This is a genomic window from Streptomyces sp. NPDC021356 (genome assembly GCF_040641015.1).
Taxonomy (GTDB): Bacteria; Actinomycetota; Actinomycetes; order Streptomycetales; family Streptomycetaceae; genus Streptomyces.
Window position 1 is genome coordinate 220,542 of record NZ_JBFACU010000012.1, and the last position, 15,504, is coordinate 236,045.

A 15,504-nucleotide genomic window follows, 5' to 3' on the forward strand; every position below is an offset into this window, starting at 1 on the left:
CCCTGAGAAGGGCGGGGATGACCGGCACGCCCGCGGGCACCCGGTGCGCACGGACGCGGGATCCCCACTCCCAGGCGAGGAGAGTCATGGCTGAGCAGAAGTCGTCGTCGGTCCTCACGATGCCCCTGCACGGTGCCGCGGCGGTGCTGCGCAGGGTGCCCGGCGCCGGCACGGTGGGCAGGGCCGCGCAGGGCACGCTGGACGTGATCGGCGCGGTGTCGCCGCGGGGCCGGCGGCTCGCGGTCTACACGGGTGCCGGGGTACTCGGCGTCGCCGGGGTCGTGGAGTGGCCGGTGGCGCTCACGGGGGCCGCGGTGGCCTGGCTCACCCGGCCCCGGTCCGAACACGCCGACCAGCCCCCGTCCCCGGAACGGCACACGGACGGCGTAGGGCGTGCCCCGGCACCCGCGGGCGGGGCCGCGCGCCCGCGTACGCCCCGGGGCACGGCAAGCGGGCAGGGCACCGCCGTCACCCCGGCCGTCACCCGGACCCGTCGTACGGCACGCGGGGCCGCCGACGATCGAACGGCGCCGGGACCGGCCCCGGCGGGCGGCGGAGGCCGCAGCCGGACCCGCGCGACCCTGGCGAAGACCACGACCAAGGCGTCCGCCTCGAAGGCCACCGCCGTCAAGACCGCCGCCGTCAAGTCGTCCACGGCCAAGACCGCCGCAGGCCGGACGACCGCTGCCAAGACGTCCGCCGCCGAGGCGCCCGCGGGGAAGACGGCGACAGGCAGCGCCGCCGCGGCCGCGGCCCGCGCACGCGGGACCACGGCGGCCAAGTCGACGGCGAGCAAGGCGGCTGCGGGCAAGACCGCTGCCGGCAAGGCGACCGCGGCCGAGTCCGCCGCGCGCACGATCGCCCCGAGCACCCGCACGGCGGGCGGGACCTCCGCGGGCGGGACGGCCGCCGGCAAGGCACCGGCCGGCAAGGCCGCCTCGGCCAGGACAGCAGCGGCAGGTAAGGCACCGGCGGGCAAGTCCCCCACCGGCAAGGCCGTCGCCAAGACTGCCGCAGCCACCAAGGCCACCCCGGCCGAGGTCGCCGCCAAGGCCACCCGGGCGAAGACCGCGACCGCCAAGAGCGCGACCCCCAAGACGGCCACCGCCAAGACGGCCACCGCCAAGACCGCGGCCGCCAAGTCCGCCGCAGCCCAAGCCGCCACCGGCGGGCAGCGCAAGGGCCGGGCCGCGTCCGCCGGGCCGCTCGGGCCCACGGCGCGGCCCGGCCGAACCACTCTGTGAAGGTGCGTGATGGTGCTCGGGCTGCTCACCGCTCCCTCGGCCGCCGTCCGGCTGCTGCCGGCGGCGCCCGCGTTGCTGGCACGGGCCGCCGCCCCGGCGATCGGGGTGGCCGCCGGGGCGCTGGCGGGGACCGCGCGGGCCGGCGTGCGCGGCGCGGACTCGGCGGCACGGGTCGCCCGGGTCGCCCGTAACGCGCTGCCCGGCGCGCGCGGGCACTGGCGTTCCGGCACCCGCGCCCACCTGGCGCTGCGCGCCGCCGAGCCCGAGCGGGTGCGGCGGGCCGGCGGGACCGGGCACCTGGCCCGCCGGGTGGCCGTGGCGCTCGCCGAGCGGCCCGACGTGCTGTTCGCGTACTGGGACGAGGGACTGGCCCGGCTGGTGGTGACCGCGACGGAGGACGAGGCGGCCGAGCGGGTCGTGGACCACGCGGCCGACCTCGCCGCCCGGCACGGCCTGGTCCTCGAGGGCGGCGACCCCGACGAACCGACGCACCCGGCGGATCCCGCCGGGGTACGGGCGGCAGCCGCCACGCTGGCGGCCGACGCGCTCGGGATCGCCGTGGCCTTCACCGCGTCCTCGCTCCGCCTGCCGCCGTCGCCGCGCCTGGTGACCGCCGTCGTCACACTGCTGCGGGAGAACCCGCGCTTCCGCGCCTGGCTGCGGGCCCGGGTGGGCGACGCGTCCATGGACCTCATGCTGGCCTGCGCCAACGCGGTCGCCCACGGCACCGGGCAGACGCCCACCGCGCTGGTGCTCGACGGCACCCTGCGCGCCTGCCAACTGGCGGAGACCGTGGCCCGCTCGGCGGCCTTCGACGCGGTGCACGACCAGTTGTGCTCGCCCGACCGGGTCAGTCTCGCCGCGGCCGGCGGACCGCCCCGCCCGCCGCTGCGCGTCTCGCCCGCCCAGGAGTACGCCAACCACGCCTCCGCGGGCAGCCTGGTCGGCGCGGCCGTGACCCTGCTGGTCAAGCACGACGCCGCCGAGGCGGCCGAGGCGGTGCTCGCGGGCTCGCCGAAGGCCGCGCGCTACGGACCCGCCGCCTTCCACGCGGTGCTCGGCGCGTCGCTGGCCCGCACCGGCGTGCTGGTCCGCGACCCGGAGCGGGCGCGGCAGTTGGAGATGGCGGGCACCGTCGTCCTGCATCCGAGCGCGCTGCGCACCCCGGAGGGGGAGGCGGACCCGTGGGCCGAACCCGTGCTGGACGCGGCCCGCCGGGCCGGGCTGCGGGTCGTGGTCGTCGACGACCCCGCCCTGGAGGACCTCACCGCGCTCGCCGACCAGGTCGTGGACGCCCGTCGCCCGCTGGACGACGTGGTGTACGGGCTGCGCGCGCAACAGGACGCGGGCGCGGTGCTGACGGTCGCGCGCGCCGGTTCGGCCGGCGACCACGGCGTGCTGCCGGGGCTGCGCGGAAGCGACATCGCCGTCGCCCTCACCGACCGCGACTCGGCCGTCTGCTGGGGCGCCGACATCCTGGCCCTGCACGGCCTGCCCGACGTGTGGCGGCTGCTGAGGGCGATCCCCGCCGCGCGCACGGTCGGCCGCCGGGCGCAGACCCTGGCCCGTTCCGGTGCCGCGCTGTCCGGGCTGCTCGTCGCCGTCGGCGAGTCCGGGAAGGGTCACGGGCGCCTCGCCGTCCTGCCCGGCCTGCGGCACGCGCCGGTCGACCTGAGCGCGGCCCTCGCACTGATCTCGGGAACACGCGCCGCCCTCGGCGTGGCGGCGGCCCGCGCCCCGCACCCCCGCCCGCGCGTGCACTGGCACGAACTGCGCTCGGAGGAGGCCCGGGAACGGCTCGCGCACGAGGAGACGGCCGTCCCGACCCCGCTGGAAACGGCCACCGCCCGGGTGCGCGGGGCCGCCCGCAGTGCCACCCGGCACCCCGCGCTCGCCCCGGCACGCTGGACGTACGAGCTGGGCCGGGCCGTACGGGGCGAACTGCGGGACCCGCTCACCCCGGTGCTCGCGGTCGGCTCGGCGGCCTCGGCCATCCTCGGCTCCGTCATGGACGCGCTGCTCGTGGTCGGCGCCCTCGACCTGAACGCGCTGGTCGGCGGCGTCCAGCGGCTGCGCGCGGAGCGGGCCCTGTCCGGGCTGCTCGCCGACCAGAAGCGCAAGGCGCGGCTCGCGCCCCCGCCCGCGGAGGCGCCGGCAGGCGGCACCCGCACCGTCGAGGCGGGCAAGCTGCGCCCGGGAGACGTGATCGAACTCAAAGGGGACGACGTGGTGCCCGCCGACGCCCGCCTGCTGTGGGAGGAGGGCCTGGAGGTCGACGAGTCCGCGCTGACCGGGGAGTCGTTGCCGGTGCAGAAGCAGACCGCGCCGACCCCGCACGCCGTCGTCGCCGACCGTCTCTGCATGGTCTTCGAGGGGACGACCGTGGTGGCCGGGCAGGCGCGTGCCGTCGTCGTGGACACCGGTGAGAGCACCGAGGCCGCGCGCGCCGTGCACCTCGCGGCTCGCACCCCGCCCGCCGCCGGAGTGCAGGCACGGCTTCAGGAACTCACCCGCAAGGCACTGCCGTTGACGCTCTCCGGCGGGGCGGCGGTGACCGGCCTGGCGCTGCTGCGCGGCACGCCGGTGCGGGAGGCGGTCAGCGGGGGAGTGGCCGTCGCGGTGGCAGCCGTCCCCGAGGGGCTGCCGCTGGTGGCCACGGTGGCCCAATTGGCGGCGGCCCGCCGGCTCAGCCGCGACGGCGTCCTGGTGCGCACCCCGCGCACGCTGGAGGCGTTGGGCCGGATGGACACGATCTGCTTCGACAAGACGGGCACGCTCACCGAGAACCGGCTGCGGCTGGTGCGGATCTCCGACGCGGACGGCGACATCCACCCGGTGGCCGACGAGGCCGCCGCCGCCACGGTGCGCGCGGCGGCCCGGGCCTGCCCGCGCTCGAACGGCAATACGGACCGGCCGGTGCACGCCACCGACGAGGCGGTCCTGGACGCGGCGGGCCCCGACCCGGAGTGGACGCAGCTCGAAGGCCTCGACTTCGAGGCGGGCCGCGGGTACGCGGCGGCCGTCGGCCGCAGCGGGAACGGCCCGCGGGTCCTGGTGGTCAAGGGCGCCCCCGAGACGGTCCTGCCCGCCTGCCCGGGGCTGCCCGCCCACGCCTCCGGCGCGGCCCAGTCGCTGGCCGGTGCCGGGCTGCGGGTCCTCGCGGTGGCCCAACGGCTGCTCGGCGAGGGGGATCCGGAGGCGGACGTACTCGAACAGCCGCTGGGAGAGCTGGAGTTCACGGGGCTCCTGGCGCTTTCGGACGTGCCGCGCGAGACCTCCACGGCCCTGGTGCGCGGACTACACGACGAGGGCGTACGGCCGGTGATGCTCACCGGCGACCATCCGCAGACCGCGCGGGCGATCGCCACCGAACTGGGCTGGCCGCAGGACACGGTGGTGGTCACCGGGGACGAACTGGCCGCCGCGGACCGCCTCGCGCGGGCCCGGATGCTGCGGGACGCGGGCGTGGTCGCCCGGGTGGCGCCCGAGCAGAAGCTCCAGGTCGTGGAGGCGTTGCGGGACGCCGGCCGGGTGGTGGGCATGGTCGGCGACGGCGCCAACGACGCCGCCGCGATCCGCGCCGCCGACATCGGGGTGGGCATCAACGCGCGGGGTTCGGCCGCCGCCCGCAACGCCGCGGACATCGTCCTGACCGCCGACGACCTCACCGTACTGATCGACGCCATCGGCGAGGGCCGCGCCCTGTGGCACAGCGTCGCGGACGCCATCGCCATCCTGATCGGCGGCAACGCGGGCGAGGTCGGCTTCGGCATCCTCGGCACGCTGCTGTCCGGCCGGGCGCCGCTGTCCACCCGTCAGATGCTCATGGTGAACCTGTTCACCGACCTCTTCCCGGCCATGGCGGTGGCGGTGACCCCCAAGGAGGACGCGGCGCGGGCCGCCTCCCCCGAGGACGCGGCCGGCGGGGTGCTGGGGGAGCCGCTCGTCCGGCAGATCCGCCACCGGGCCCTGACCACCTGCCTCGGCGCGGTCACCGCCTGGCTGATCGGGCGGTTCACGCCGGGCACCGCGCGCCGCTCCGGCACGATGGCGCTGTGCGGAGTGGTCGGCACGCAGCTCGCCCAGACGCTGCTCGATCGCCGTGACAGCCCGCTGGTCCGGCTCACGGCCCTGGGCTCGGCCGCCGTCCTGGTCGCCGTGGTCCAGACGCCGGGCCCCAGCCGCCTCTTCGGCTGCACTCCGCTGGGCCCGCTCGCCTGGGCCGGCGTCGCCGTGGCCATCGCGCTGGCCCTGGCGGGTCAACGGACGTTGCCCCGCCTGGAGGAGACGGTCGTGCGCCTGCTGCCCAAGGGCCGCGACGAAGGCCCCGAGGGAGGCCCCGACGGAGGCTGAGCCGTACGGGGCGGACGCCGACCGGCCGGCCGGACGTCGCCCGTCCGGCCGGCCGAGGGACGCGCGTGGCTCAGACCGACCGGTGGTACTGGTCGGGCACGTGCACCGGGGCGTCCAGCTCGCGTGCGGCGTGGCGGGCCCAGGACGGGTTGCGCAGCAGCTCGCGGCCCACCAGCACCGCGTCCGCCTCGCCGTTGGCGATGATCTTCTCCGCCTGCCCGGTCTCGGTGATGAGCCCGACGGCGGCCACGGCCATGGGCGTCTCGGCCTTCACCCGGGCCGCGAACGGCACCTGGTAGCCCGGGCGCGTCGGAATGCGTACGGCGGGAGCGTTGCCGCCGGTGGAGACGTCGAGCAGGTCGATGCCGTGGGCGTGCAGCTCCGCCGCGAAGCGGACCGTTTCGTCGGCCGTCCAGCCGTCCGCCTCCAGCCAGTCGGTGGCGGAGATGCGGAAGAACAGCGGCTTGTCGTCCGGCCACACCGCGCGCACCGCGTCGACGACCTCCAGGGCGAAGCGCACCCGGTTCTCGTAGGAGCCGCCGTACGCGTCGGTGCGGTGGTTGGAGTGCGGCGACAGGAACTCGTGGATCAGGTAGCCGTGCGCACCGTGGAGCTCGGCGATCTCGAAACCGGCGGCGAGGGCACGGCGTGCCGCGTCGGCGAACTCGCCGACGATCCGCTGGATCTCCTCGACGGTCAGCTCGTGCGGGACCGGGTGCCCCTCGTCGAAGGCCACCGCGCTCGGGGCGAGCGGCTGCCAGCCGTGCGCCTCGGGCGCGAGCGGCGCTCCGCCCTTCCACGGCCGCTCGGTGGAGGCCTTGCGCCCGCTGTGGGCGAGCTGGACCGCGGGCACCGTACCCTGGCCGCGCAGGAAGTCCGTGATCCGCCGGAACGCCTCGACCTGGGTGTCGTTCCAGAGGCCGAGGTCGTACGGGGAGATCCGGCCCTCCGGCGAGACCGCGGTGGCCTCCACGACGATCAGGCCCGTGCCGCCGGTCGCCCTGGCCGCGTAGTGCGCGAAGTGCCAGTCGCCCGGCGCGCCCGCCGACGGGCCCTCGGGCGCCGCCGAGTACTGGCACATCGGGGGCATCCAGACCCGGTTGGGAATCGTCACGTCACGCAGGGTGTAGGGCTCGAAGAGCGCACTCACGGCGGGCTCCATTCATCACGGGGACCGGGGAACAGGCTTGTACGGTAACTCTCGTACTACGATACCTGTCAAACTACGATGGTGTTCGTAGAATGAGGCTTCGCTACGAAGTGGAGCAGCCGTGACCGCCACCGCCCCCGTTCCCCCCGCCGGCAGCCGCGATCTCCCGCATCCCGAGCGGGAGGAGATCCGTCTGGAGTACGTGCTGCACGCGCTGTCCGAGCCCGTGCGGCTGCGGATCGTGCGCGAACTCTCCGCCGAAGGCGACGAGTTGTCGTGTTCGCACTTCGACCTGCCGGTCACCAAGTCGACCACCACGCACCACTTCCGCGTCCTGCGCGAGGCCGGCGTCGTCCGCCAGGTCTACCGGGGCACGGCCAAGATGAACGGCCTGCGCCGCGACGACCTCGACCACCTCTTCCCGGGCCTGCTCGACACCCTCCTCGACGCCGCGGCCCGCCAGGCCGCACGCCTCACGAAGGGCTGAGCCGACCCGCCCGCCACGGGGTCTACGGCACCGCCGTGCGCGCCGCGGCCCGCAGCGACGCCCAGTCGGGCAGCTTGACCACGCCCCGCCCGAGCGAGGCGCCCAGGTCCGCCTCCGCGCGCTCGATGGCCTGCCAGCCCGCCCACGGCACCGGATCGAACCCCTCGGCACGCAACGCGGCGACCGCGTCGCCGGGCACCGGCACCCGTACGAGCGCGGGCGCGTCCGCCAGCAGCGACGCCACCGTCTCCTTGGCGCACGGCCGGTTGGTGCCGATGACCCCCGTCGGACCCCGCTTGATCCAGCCGGCCACGTACTCACCGGGCGCGACCGCCCCGCCGCGCAGCACACGCCCCTGCCGGTGCGGCACGGTGCCCAAGACCGCGTCGAACGGCAGCCCGTCCAGCGGCACCCCCCGATACCCCACCGACCGCAGCACCAACTGCGCCGGCACGTCCTCGTGGCGCCCCGTCCCCGCCACACCGCCGTGCCCGTCCGGCACCGTCCGCTCGAACCGCACGGCCGCCACCCGGCCGCCCCTGCCGAGCAGCGCGACCGGCCGGAGGAAGAAGCGCAGCCGGATCCGGCGGGCCGCCCCGGTCGGGGGCCGGTCCGCCCAGCCGCGCAGCACCTCCACGTTGCGGCGCTGGGCGGCCGGCAGCGCCGACGGGTCGGCGTACGCCGGGTCCGGCGCGAGTTCCGCGGGGTCGACGACGAGGTCGGTGCCGGGCAGGGAGCCCAGCTCCCGCAGCTCCTTGGTGGTGAAACGGGCCTGCGAGGGGCCGCGCCGCCCCACCATGTGGATCTCCCGCACGCCGCTCCCGGCGAGCGCGGCCAGCGCGGCCTCGGGCATGTCGGTGGGGCTCAGCTCCGCCGCGCCCCGGGCCAGCATGCGGGTGACGTCCACGGCCACGTTGCCGACGCCGACGACCACGGCGCTGCGCGCGTCCCGCAGGAAGCCGCCGTCCACGGCGTCCGGATGGGCGCTGTACCAGGACACGAACTCGGTCGCCGACCAGCAGCCCGGCAGTTCCTCGCCGGGGACGCCGAGGTGGCGGTCGGTCGCGGCGCCCACGCAGTACACCACCGCGTGGTACAGCTCCCGCAGCCGCTCGGCCGGCAGCCCGCCCGGACCGCCGATCCGCACACCGCCCAGGAACCGGACCCGCTCGTGCTCCAGGACCGCGCGCAGGCTGTTCTGGAGGGACTTGATCTTCTCGTGGTCCGGTGCGACGCCGTACCGCACCAGACCGTACGGGCACGGCAGCCGGTCGAGGACGTCGACGCACACCGAGGCGTCCTGCTGGACGAGACCCTGAGCGGTGTAGCACCCGCTCGGTCCCGAGCCGACGACGGCGACACGGAGCACGGCCGAACCCCCTGACTGCGGCACGGCCGCAGGAGAGCGCTGAGGACTCCAGCATGGCACCCGGCGGTCGGACGGGGGAGGGCGACGCAGCCGGAGAGCGGCGTGTCGGGTCCGACTTGCCCCGCCTGCCGGGTCCGGGCCGCTCCGGCTGCCGGGTCCGGGCCACTGCGCCTGCCGGGTCCGGGCCACTCCGGCTGCCGGGTCCGGGCCGCTCCGGCTGCCGGCTCCGGGCCACTGCGCCTGCCGGGTCCGGGCCCCTCCCGCTGCCAGGCCCCTCCCGCTGCCGCGCCGGGCTACTCCGGCTGCTGTGCCTGGTGGCGTCCCGTGGCGAAGAAACGGGAGACGTCCGTACCGCAGGAGCCGCCGCCCGGGCCCGGTTCTTTCGGATCCGGCGGGACGCCCAGTTCCCAGTCGAGGCGGTAGCGCTCGAACAGCTCCGCCCGCAGCAGCGGCACCGGCATCGGCGCTCCGGGGATCAGCGCAGCGTAGACGGCGCCCATCAGCAGGGCCCGCAGCATCGGGTAGTCGGCGTCCACGTCCGCCGAGCCGTGCCGGGCCACGGTGTCCCGCAGCAGATACGACAGACGCTGCTGCTCGGGGCACTGCACGAAACCCTCGGCCTGGAGGATCCCGGCCATGTGCTGGCGCATCAGCACGGGCCGGTCGCGGGCCAGGCCCAGGATCGCGTCGATGGCCCGCGCCATCCGCTCGGATCCGTCCTCGGTGCGCGGCTCGCCTTCCAGCGCCTCCTCCAGCGTGCGGTGCATGAGCCGGTGCACCGCGGACTGCACCAGCTGGCGCTTGCCGGGGAAGTAGTACGACACCAGGCCGCGCGCCGAACCCGCGCGGTCGGCGATGTCGCCGAGTGTCGTGGCGTCGTACCCGTGTTCGCCCACGAGTTCGACCGCCGCCTGGAGGAGCCGCTCCCGGGAACGCCGTCGCAACTCTTCATTGACCGAGGCGCTGCGCGGGGACATTCTGTAACTCCTGCGTTGACTGGCTGCCAGCCAACTATACTCAACGCGAGCAGGCCGGCCCCTCGGCGGGGTGTGGTCGTGCTGCCCGCCCGTCTCGGGCGACGCGGGGGATCGTCCGAGACGGGCACATCCACACCTCATCGGTTTCCTGAGGCTACTTCTCGGTGGCGGGCGCCGGCGTCCTTCCAGCGGCCGGCCTACTGCGTGCGGGCTCCGCCCGCCGGGCTCGTGCGTGCCCTGCCCGCCAGGTCGAGCACGGGCCGCAGCGCGTCCGGGCGTTCCGCGACCGGCAGGTGGTCCACGAAGTGCACCGCGCACCCCAGGGCCGCCGCACCGCCGTCGGCCGCGCGGCTGTCGCCCACCATCAGCACGTCCTCCGGCTCGGCTCCCACCGCAGCGCAGGCCCGCGCGAACAGCCGCGGATCCGGCTTCTGGATGCCGTGCTCGTACGACAGGACGTACGCGTCGACGTAGACGTCCAGGCCGTGGGCGCGGAACACCGGGCGCAGGTCCCACCCGATGTTGCTCACCACGCCCACCGCCACGCCGCGTTCGCGCAGGGTGCGCAGCACCTCGGCGGCGTCGGGGTACGGGGCCCAGGCCCGTGGCGTCATGTGCCGGTCGTAGAGCGCGTCGTACAACGCCGGGTCGGGCAGCGCCACTCGGCGGGCCATGCCGGTGTAGGCGGCACGGTGCTGTTCCGCGCTGCGGTCCCTGGTGGCCCACAGCCCGGCCAGTTCGTCCGGCACCCGGACCGGCTCGGCACCGCCCGGCAGCGCCCCCGCCTCCTCCAGCCCGCGAGCGGCCTCGGCCAACTCCCGCTCACCGAGGGGCAGATCCGCCTCGTCCAGCACCGCCCGCAGCCAGGACTCGGCGGACTCGATGCGGAAGAGGGTTCCGGAGAAGTCGAAGAGAACGGCAGTCATGCGGCTGATCATCACTCATCCCGCCCGCGACGGCCAGCGGTCGGGGACGGTACAGGCCAGCGCGACCACGGTCGCCCCGAGCAGCCACCCGCCGAGGACGTCCGAGGGCCAGTGGACGCCCAGCCAGACACGGGTCAGGCCCACACCGGCCACCGAGGCAACGGCCGGCCCCAGGGCGGCTCGCCGCACGCCGCGTCCGGCGCCGTACTGGTGGAGCAGCCGCAGGAGCAGGCCGCAGACCACCGTCGCGGTCATGGCGTGGCCCGAGGGGAAGGCGGCGTACGCGGCGGAGTCCACCGGATCGGGCCAGGACGGCCGGGGCCGGTCGACCGCGGCCTTCAGACCCTGTTGCAGCAGTGTGCCCAGCGCGCACGTGACCACGAGCCACGCCGCCGTCCACCACCGCGCCCGCCGCACGAGCCACAGCGCGACCACCGCGCACAGCAGACGCATGGTCAGTGGGTCCCACACCCAGTCCGTCAGGACGCGGCACGCGTGCGTGAGGTCCGGGGCACCGACCGCCCGGCGGTGCGCCGCCCGGGCCACGGCCCCGTCGAGAGCGGTCAGCGGGGACCACCGGAGGACGACCAGGACCAGCAGGACCGTCGAACACAGCCCCAGCGCGAAGGCCGCCCGGAGCGCGACGGTGTGTGCGGCGGGCGGACGGGGCGGAGCGGCGAGGGGTGCGGGAGGCATGACGCGATACTGGCCGCGCGACGGACGCCGAAACACCCGTACCTCCCGTGGATCGCCGGATCGCCGGATCGCCGGATCGCCGGATCAGCGGGAGCGGGCCACGGCTTCGGGGTCCGTCAGCCCAGCGCCCGCAGGCCGGGCACCAGCGTCACCAGCACCGGGACCACCGGCACGAGCGAGGCCACGGCCGTCAGCCGCACCCGGCGGGCCGCGGTGAGCCGGTCAGGCGCGGTGAGCAACCGGTGCACCCGGTGCGGCACATGGGCCTGGGGAGTGGGGCAGGGTCCGAACACGCCCCGGTCCTCGTTCAGTTCGACCAGCGCGAGAGCGGTGGTGAGCCGGCCGAAACGGCGCGAGGCCATGTCGTCGGCGGCGAGTTCCACCAGGTGGTGCATCTCGTCGCGGAACGCGGCGAACACCGGCACCTGCGGGAAACCGTCCGCCAGCGCCGCCGAGCAGTGCAGCAGCCAGTCGTGGCGGGCCCGCGCGTGACCCTGCTCGTGCGCGAGGACCGCGTCCAGCTGCCGCCCCTTCAGCCGGCGCAGTGCGGCGGTGGTGACGACCAGCCGGGGCGCCGCGCCCCGCAGCCACCAGGCCTCCGGGCGCTCGTTCTCCAGGACGACCAGCCGCTCCGCACCCGCGTCCTCGCCGGGCAGCAGAGGGGCGCGCACGAGCAGTTCGGCGCGCCGGCGCCGACGGCGCGCCCGTGCCCGTACGACCTCACGGACCAGCATCGCCGCACTCCACACCCCGCCGCAGGCGAGGGCCACCGCGGTCGTCGGCGCCCAGGCACCGGCCGCGCCCAGGGCGTACGCCTCCACCACCCCGCGCGGAGCCGTGGCGAACACGTGCCCGCGCACCTCCTGCCAGGCGGACGCGGCGCTGAGGGTCATCGACAGCGCGCAGCACAGCAGTACGGCGGCCACCACGCACTGCCACGCCCACAGGGCGACCACCGGTTCACGGTCCGGCCAGTCGGCCCGGGTGAGCAGCCGGGGCGCGACGACGGCGGTCAGCGCGCCGAGCAGCAACAGGACCGCGGGGACCATCATGCGAGCACCCTATGAGCGGACGGCCGCTCAGGGGTACGGCTCCGCGAGGCAAGTGACGCAGACCACGGCGCGGCCGGGCCCCGCGGCACGGCGTCTCACATGGTCAGCAGCATCGCCACCATCGCCATCCCCATCGACAGCCGGCAGGCCCGTGCCAGCTCCGGCCGGTCGCCCCACCCCGGGTGGCCGCCGCCCGTGGCGACGTTGCCCTGAGTGCTCTGTGTGTCCTGCCTGCCCACCGGGGCCGGTACCAGCCGGGCGCCGGTCAGCAGGACGTACCCGGCGAAGTACAGCAGCAGGACGCCGGTGACCAGGGGGACGCCCGACCCGCCGTGCGCGTGGTGGTGGGTACCGGGCGAGAGGGCCATCGACACGGACATGTAGACCATGGCGCACGCCCCCACCAGGTGGTGCAGGTGGTGGGGGCTGGTCCGCGCCCACCACAGCGCGCGCACGGCCGCCGCGCCGAAGACCCCCGCGTACAGCGGCCAGGCCCAGGCGGGCTGGGTGAACACCGCCGCGGGCACGGCCATGACGGCCATCCCGAAGCCCATCAGCGCCTCCCCGCCCGCCGCGCGGCGCTGCTCCTCGACAGGGCTGCGCATCCGCAGCAGACAGTAGGCCCCGGTCGCCGCGCACAGCGCGACGAGCAGCCAGCCGGGCGACGCCGGTCCGTGCACCCGCCCACCTCCCGCTCTCAGGTCCGGACCGCGGTTTCGGCGGCCTTCCGGTCGGTCAAGCGATGCCCGGCACAGACGGTGCGCACACGAGCGCAAGGAGGTACAGGGGGAGCGTGCACGGGAGCGCGGGTGGCGGAAGCCATTGCCCGACACTTACTTTACGAGTAAAACACCTGTTAAGCTTGTTGCCATGAGCAGTGCCACCCCCACCCCCACCCCGACCCCCACGGCCCGGTCCGTCCGGCGCCTCCCGCTCATCGACGTGCTGCGGCTCGGCCGTCCCTCCGACATCTGGTTCAAACCCGCGCTCAGCTCGGTCGTCTCCGTGGCGCCGCCGAACCTCGCACTGCTCGCCCTCGGCAGGCTCGACCTCGCCATGTACACGATGGCCGGATCGCTCTGCGCCCTCTACGCCCACAACCGCCCCTACGCCGCCCGCGCCCGGGTCCTGGCCTGGGTGGCGCTCGGCATGCTCGGCGGCCTCGCCCTCTCCCTGGTCGCCGCCTCGCTCACCCGCGACACCGTCGTCCTGGTCGCCGTGGGCGCGCTCATGGCGGCGGCGCAGAAGGCCCTGTGCGACGCGACCCGGGTGGGCCCGCCCGCCAACGTCGTCCTCACCTTCATCAGCTCCGCCTCCCTGTTCGCTCCGCAGACCCTCGGACAGATACCGGGCCACCTGGCGCTGGCCACCGCGGCGGCGGCCTGGGCATGGCTGGTCGGCATGGCACCCGGCCTGCTGCGCCCGCACGGCCCCGAACGCCGGGCCACCGCGCAGGCGCTGAACGCCGCCGCCGCGTACGCCGCCACCGGCGGCACCGGGGACGGCCACGCCCGCGCCCGCGCCGCCGCGGCGGCCGCCGTGCAGGCCGCCTGGCAGGCGCTGCCGTCGACCGGCTCCCGGTCCCGCTCCCGGCGTGCCCTGGCGCGGCTCGTCATCCGCGCCGAGGTCGCCCTCGCCGCCCCCGCCGACGCGGACCCGCAGCGGCTGCGGACCTGGGCACGTGAGCTGTGCGGCAGCGGCCCGATCCCGCACACGGGCGAGACGGCGGCGGCCACCGAGGAGATCCTCGGCCTGGACGCCGAGGCCGACGCCCCGCACCGCTCCTGGTGGAGCCGGCTGGGCCCGCTCACCCCGATCGCCGTGCGCACCGCGCTCGGCTGCGCCCTCGCCGGGTACGCCTCCCTCGCCCTGGGCATCGGGCGCCCCTATTGGGCCCTGGTCACCGCGGCCTCCCTCTACCAGGCGAACGTCACCCTGACCTGGAGCCGTGGCGTCCAGCGCGTCGTCGGCAACCTGATCGGCGTCCTCGTCTTCGCCGCGATCACCCCGCTGGCCCACACCAGCGGTGTGGCCCTCGTCCTCGCCTGCGTGGCCCTCAACTTCGGGGCCGAGGCGCTGATGGGTCGCAACTACTGGCTCGGCAGCATCTGCGTGACCCCCATGGCGCTGCTCGTCACCGAGTTCGCCGGCCGGCACCCGGCGGGCGAGCTGATGACCGAGCGGGCCGTGGACACCGTCGTCGGCGCGCTGGTCGGCTTCGTGGCCGCCGTGGCCGTCACCAACCGCCGGGCGGGGGACCGCATCGAACACGCCCTGACCGCGGTCGACCGGACCCGCGAGCGGGCCGCGCGCCTGCTCGCCGAACCGCGGCCCGAGCCGGCCGCACTGGAGTCCGCCCGCCGGAGCCTGGCCGCCGCGCTGGTCGAGCTGCGCGCCACCGTCGACGCCGCGTCCGGCGAGTGGTGGCAGCGTGCCCTGCCGCAGGAGCGGGTCGTGCTCACCGAGCAGTCCGCACACCGTACGCTCGCGGCGACGGTACGACGCCTGGGACTGCACACCCCGGCGGCGAGCACGGGCAGGACGACGGAGGACGCGCGGCCATGACGGCGAGCAACGGACGACCGGCACCCACGGAAGCGGGCCCCGGGGAGATGTCCCACGGGCCCGGCCGGGCAGTCCTCTCCGGGCCGTCCGGCAGCACGGAGCCGTCCCCGGCCGCGGCCTTGGCGCCTGCGGCGGAAGGCCCCCGCGAGGCGGCGGGCCGGGGCGCCGCCCAGGACGACACCGTCGCCGGTGTCGTCCGGCAGTGGCAGGCGGTCCACCCGGAACTGGACACCGCGCCGATGGAGATCATCGGCCGCATCAACCGGTGTTCCGCCCTCCTCCAGCAGGCGGAGGACGCGCCCCTGCGCCGGGCCGGGCTCAGCCGGCCCGAGTTCGATCTGCTCGGCGCGCTGCGGCGGACCGGGCACGAACTGACCCCGAGCGAGCTGGCCCGCGAGACCTTCTCCTCGGGAGCCGCCGTGACCAAGCGGCTCAAGCAGCTCACCGAACGCGGCCTGGTGGAGCGGCGCGGCGACACCCGTGACCGCCGCGTGGCCCATCTCCGCCTCACGGAGGCGGGCCGCGACCTCGTCGACGGTCTGCTGCCGGACCAGCTGGCCTACGAGAGGACCGTGCTCGCCGGTCTGGACGGCGCCGGACGCGGCGATCTGGCCGCGCTGCTGGGCGAACTGCTCACCCGCCTGGAGGGCCGCCCCGGCGCCGCGCGGTTCTGAGGTCCGCCGGG

Annotated in this window: 11 protein-coding genes and 1 pseudogene; 5 read left to right on the top strand and 7 right to left on the bottom strand. The window is 76.1% G+C overall.

What is annotated here, in order from left to right; all coding sequences use genetic code 11:
- Positions 1-86 precede the first annotated feature (86 nt).
- Positions 87-338, top strand: a pseudogene (locus tag AB0G56_RS18790) (hypothetical protein); the annotation flags it as partial.
- A gap of 915 nt (positions 339-1,253) precedes the next feature.
- Positions 1,254-5,597 carry a cation-translocating P-type ATPase gene (locus tag AB0G56_RS18795; RefSeq protein ID WP_360970450.1) on the top strand — a complete coding sequence of 1,448 codons (4,344 nt, stop codon included), beginning with the start codon at positions 1,254-1,256 and terminating at the stop codon, positions 5,595-5,597.
- 70 nt (positions 5,598-5,667) lie between these two features.
- Here AB0G56_RS18795 and AB0G56_RS18800 read toward each other — a convergent pair whose 3' ends face one another.
- Positions 5,668-6,747, bottom strand: coding sequence for an NADH:flavin oxidoreductase/NADH oxidase (locus AB0G56_RS18800; protein WP_360970452.1), 1,080 nt, complete (start codon positions 6,745-6,747; stop codon positions 5,668-5,670).
- Between the two features lie 121 nt (positions 6,748-6,868).
- On the opposite strand from AB0G56_RS18800, the gene AB0G56_RS18805 reads away from it, so the two are divergent.
- Positions 6,869-7,234, top strand: coding sequence for a helix-turn-helix transcriptional regulator (locus AB0G56_RS18805; RefSeq protein WP_360970453.1), 366 nt, complete (start codon positions 6,869-6,871; stop codon positions 7,232-7,234).
- Positions 7,235-7,256: 22 nt separating this feature from the next.
- On the opposite strand, the gene AB0G56_RS18810 is transcribed toward AB0G56_RS18805, so the two are convergent.
- The 6 genes from AB0G56_RS18810 to AB0G56_RS18835 all read right to left on the bottom strand — a co-directional run bounded on the left by AB0G56_RS18810 (position 7,257) and on the right by AB0G56_RS18835 (position 12,934).
- A complete protein-coding gene (locus tag AB0G56_RS18810; protein WP_360970455.1) occupies positions 7,257-8,603 on the bottom strand; it encodes an FAD-dependent oxidoreductase in 1,347 nt (448 codons plus the stop codon).
- Between the two features lie 293 nt (positions 8,604-8,896).
- On the bottom strand, positions 8,897-9,580 hold the full coding sequence (locus tag AB0G56_RS18815; RefSeq protein ID WP_360970457.1) for a helix-turn-helix domain-containing protein: 684 nt from the start codon (positions 9,578-9,580) through the stop codon (positions 8,897-8,899).
- 197 nt (positions 9,581-9,777) lie between these two features.
- Positions 9,778-10,506, bottom strand: a complete 729-nt coding sequence (locus AB0G56_RS18820) for an HAD-IA family hydrolase (protein WP_360970458.1) — start codon at positions 10,504-10,506, stop codon at positions 9,778-9,780.
- 15 nt (positions 10,507-10,521) lie between these two features.
- Complete coding sequence (locus tag AB0G56_RS18825) at positions 10,522-11,202, bottom strand: phosphatase PAP2 family protein (RefSeq protein ID WP_360970460.1); 681 nt, start codon at positions 11,200-11,202, stop codon at positions 10,522-10,524.
- A 116-nt stretch (positions 11,203-11,318) separates the two neighbouring features.
- A complete protein-coding gene (locus tag AB0G56_RS18830; RefSeq protein ID WP_360970461.1) occupies positions 11,319-12,254 on the bottom strand; it encodes a M56 family metallopeptidase in 936 nt (311 codons plus the stop codon).
- 95 nt (positions 12,255-12,349) lie between these two features.
- On the bottom strand, positions 12,350-12,934 hold the full coding sequence (locus AB0G56_RS18835; protein ID WP_360970463.1) for a DUF5134 domain-containing protein: 585 nt from the start codon (positions 12,932-12,934) through the stop codon (positions 12,350-12,352).
- A 190-nt stretch (positions 12,935-13,124) separates the two neighbouring features.
- Here AB0G56_RS18835 and AB0G56_RS18840 point away from each other — a divergent pair, with 190 nt between their 5' ends.
- Both AB0G56_RS18840 and AB0G56_RS18845 read left to right on the top strand, forming a co-directional pair.
- On the top strand, positions 13,125-14,819 hold the full coding sequence (locus AB0G56_RS18840) for an FUSC family protein (RefSeq protein ID WP_360970465.1): 1,695 nt from the start codon (positions 13,125-13,127) through the stop codon (positions 14,817-14,819).
- Complete coding sequence (locus AB0G56_RS18845; protein ID WP_360970467.1) at positions 14,816-15,493, top strand: MarR family transcriptional regulator; 678 nt, start codon at positions 14,816-14,818, stop codon at positions 15,491-15,493. Before AB0G56_RS18840 ends, AB0G56_RS18845 begins: the two co-directional genes overlap by 4 nt.
- The last annotated feature ends 11 nt before the right edge of the window (positions 15,494-15,504 follow it).

Bases quoted from the DNA above. Each gene is read 5' to 3' on its own strand.
- AB0G56_RS18795 (WP_360970450.1), top strand. From the start codon at position 1,254: ATGGTGCTCGGGCTGCTCACCGCTCCCTCGGCCGCCGTCCGGCTGCTG.
- AB0G56_RS18815 (WP_360970457.1), bottom strand. From the start codon at position 9,580: ATGTCCCCGCGCAGCGCCTCGGTCAATGAAGAGTTGCGACGGCGTTCC.
- AB0G56_RS18820 (WP_360970458.1), bottom strand. From the start codon at position 10,506: ATGACTGCCGTTCTCTTCGACTTCTCCGGAACCCTCTTCCGCATCGAG.
- AB0G56_RS18825 (WP_360970460.1), bottom strand. From the start codon at position 11,202: ATGCCTCCCGCACCCCTCGCCGCTCCGCCCCGTCCGCCCGCCGCACAC.
- AB0G56_RS18830 (WP_360970461.1), bottom strand. From the start codon at position 12,254: ATGATGGTCCCCGCGGTCCTGTTGCTGCTCGGCGCGCTGACCGCCGTC.
- AB0G56_RS18840 (WP_360970465.1), top strand. From the start codon at position 13,125: ATGAGCAGTGCCACCCCCACCCCCACCCCGACCCCCACGGCCCGGTCC.
- AB0G56_RS18845 (WP_360970467.1), top strand. From the start codon at position 14,816: ATGACGGCGAGCAACGGACGACCGGCACCCACGGAAGCGGGCCCCGGG.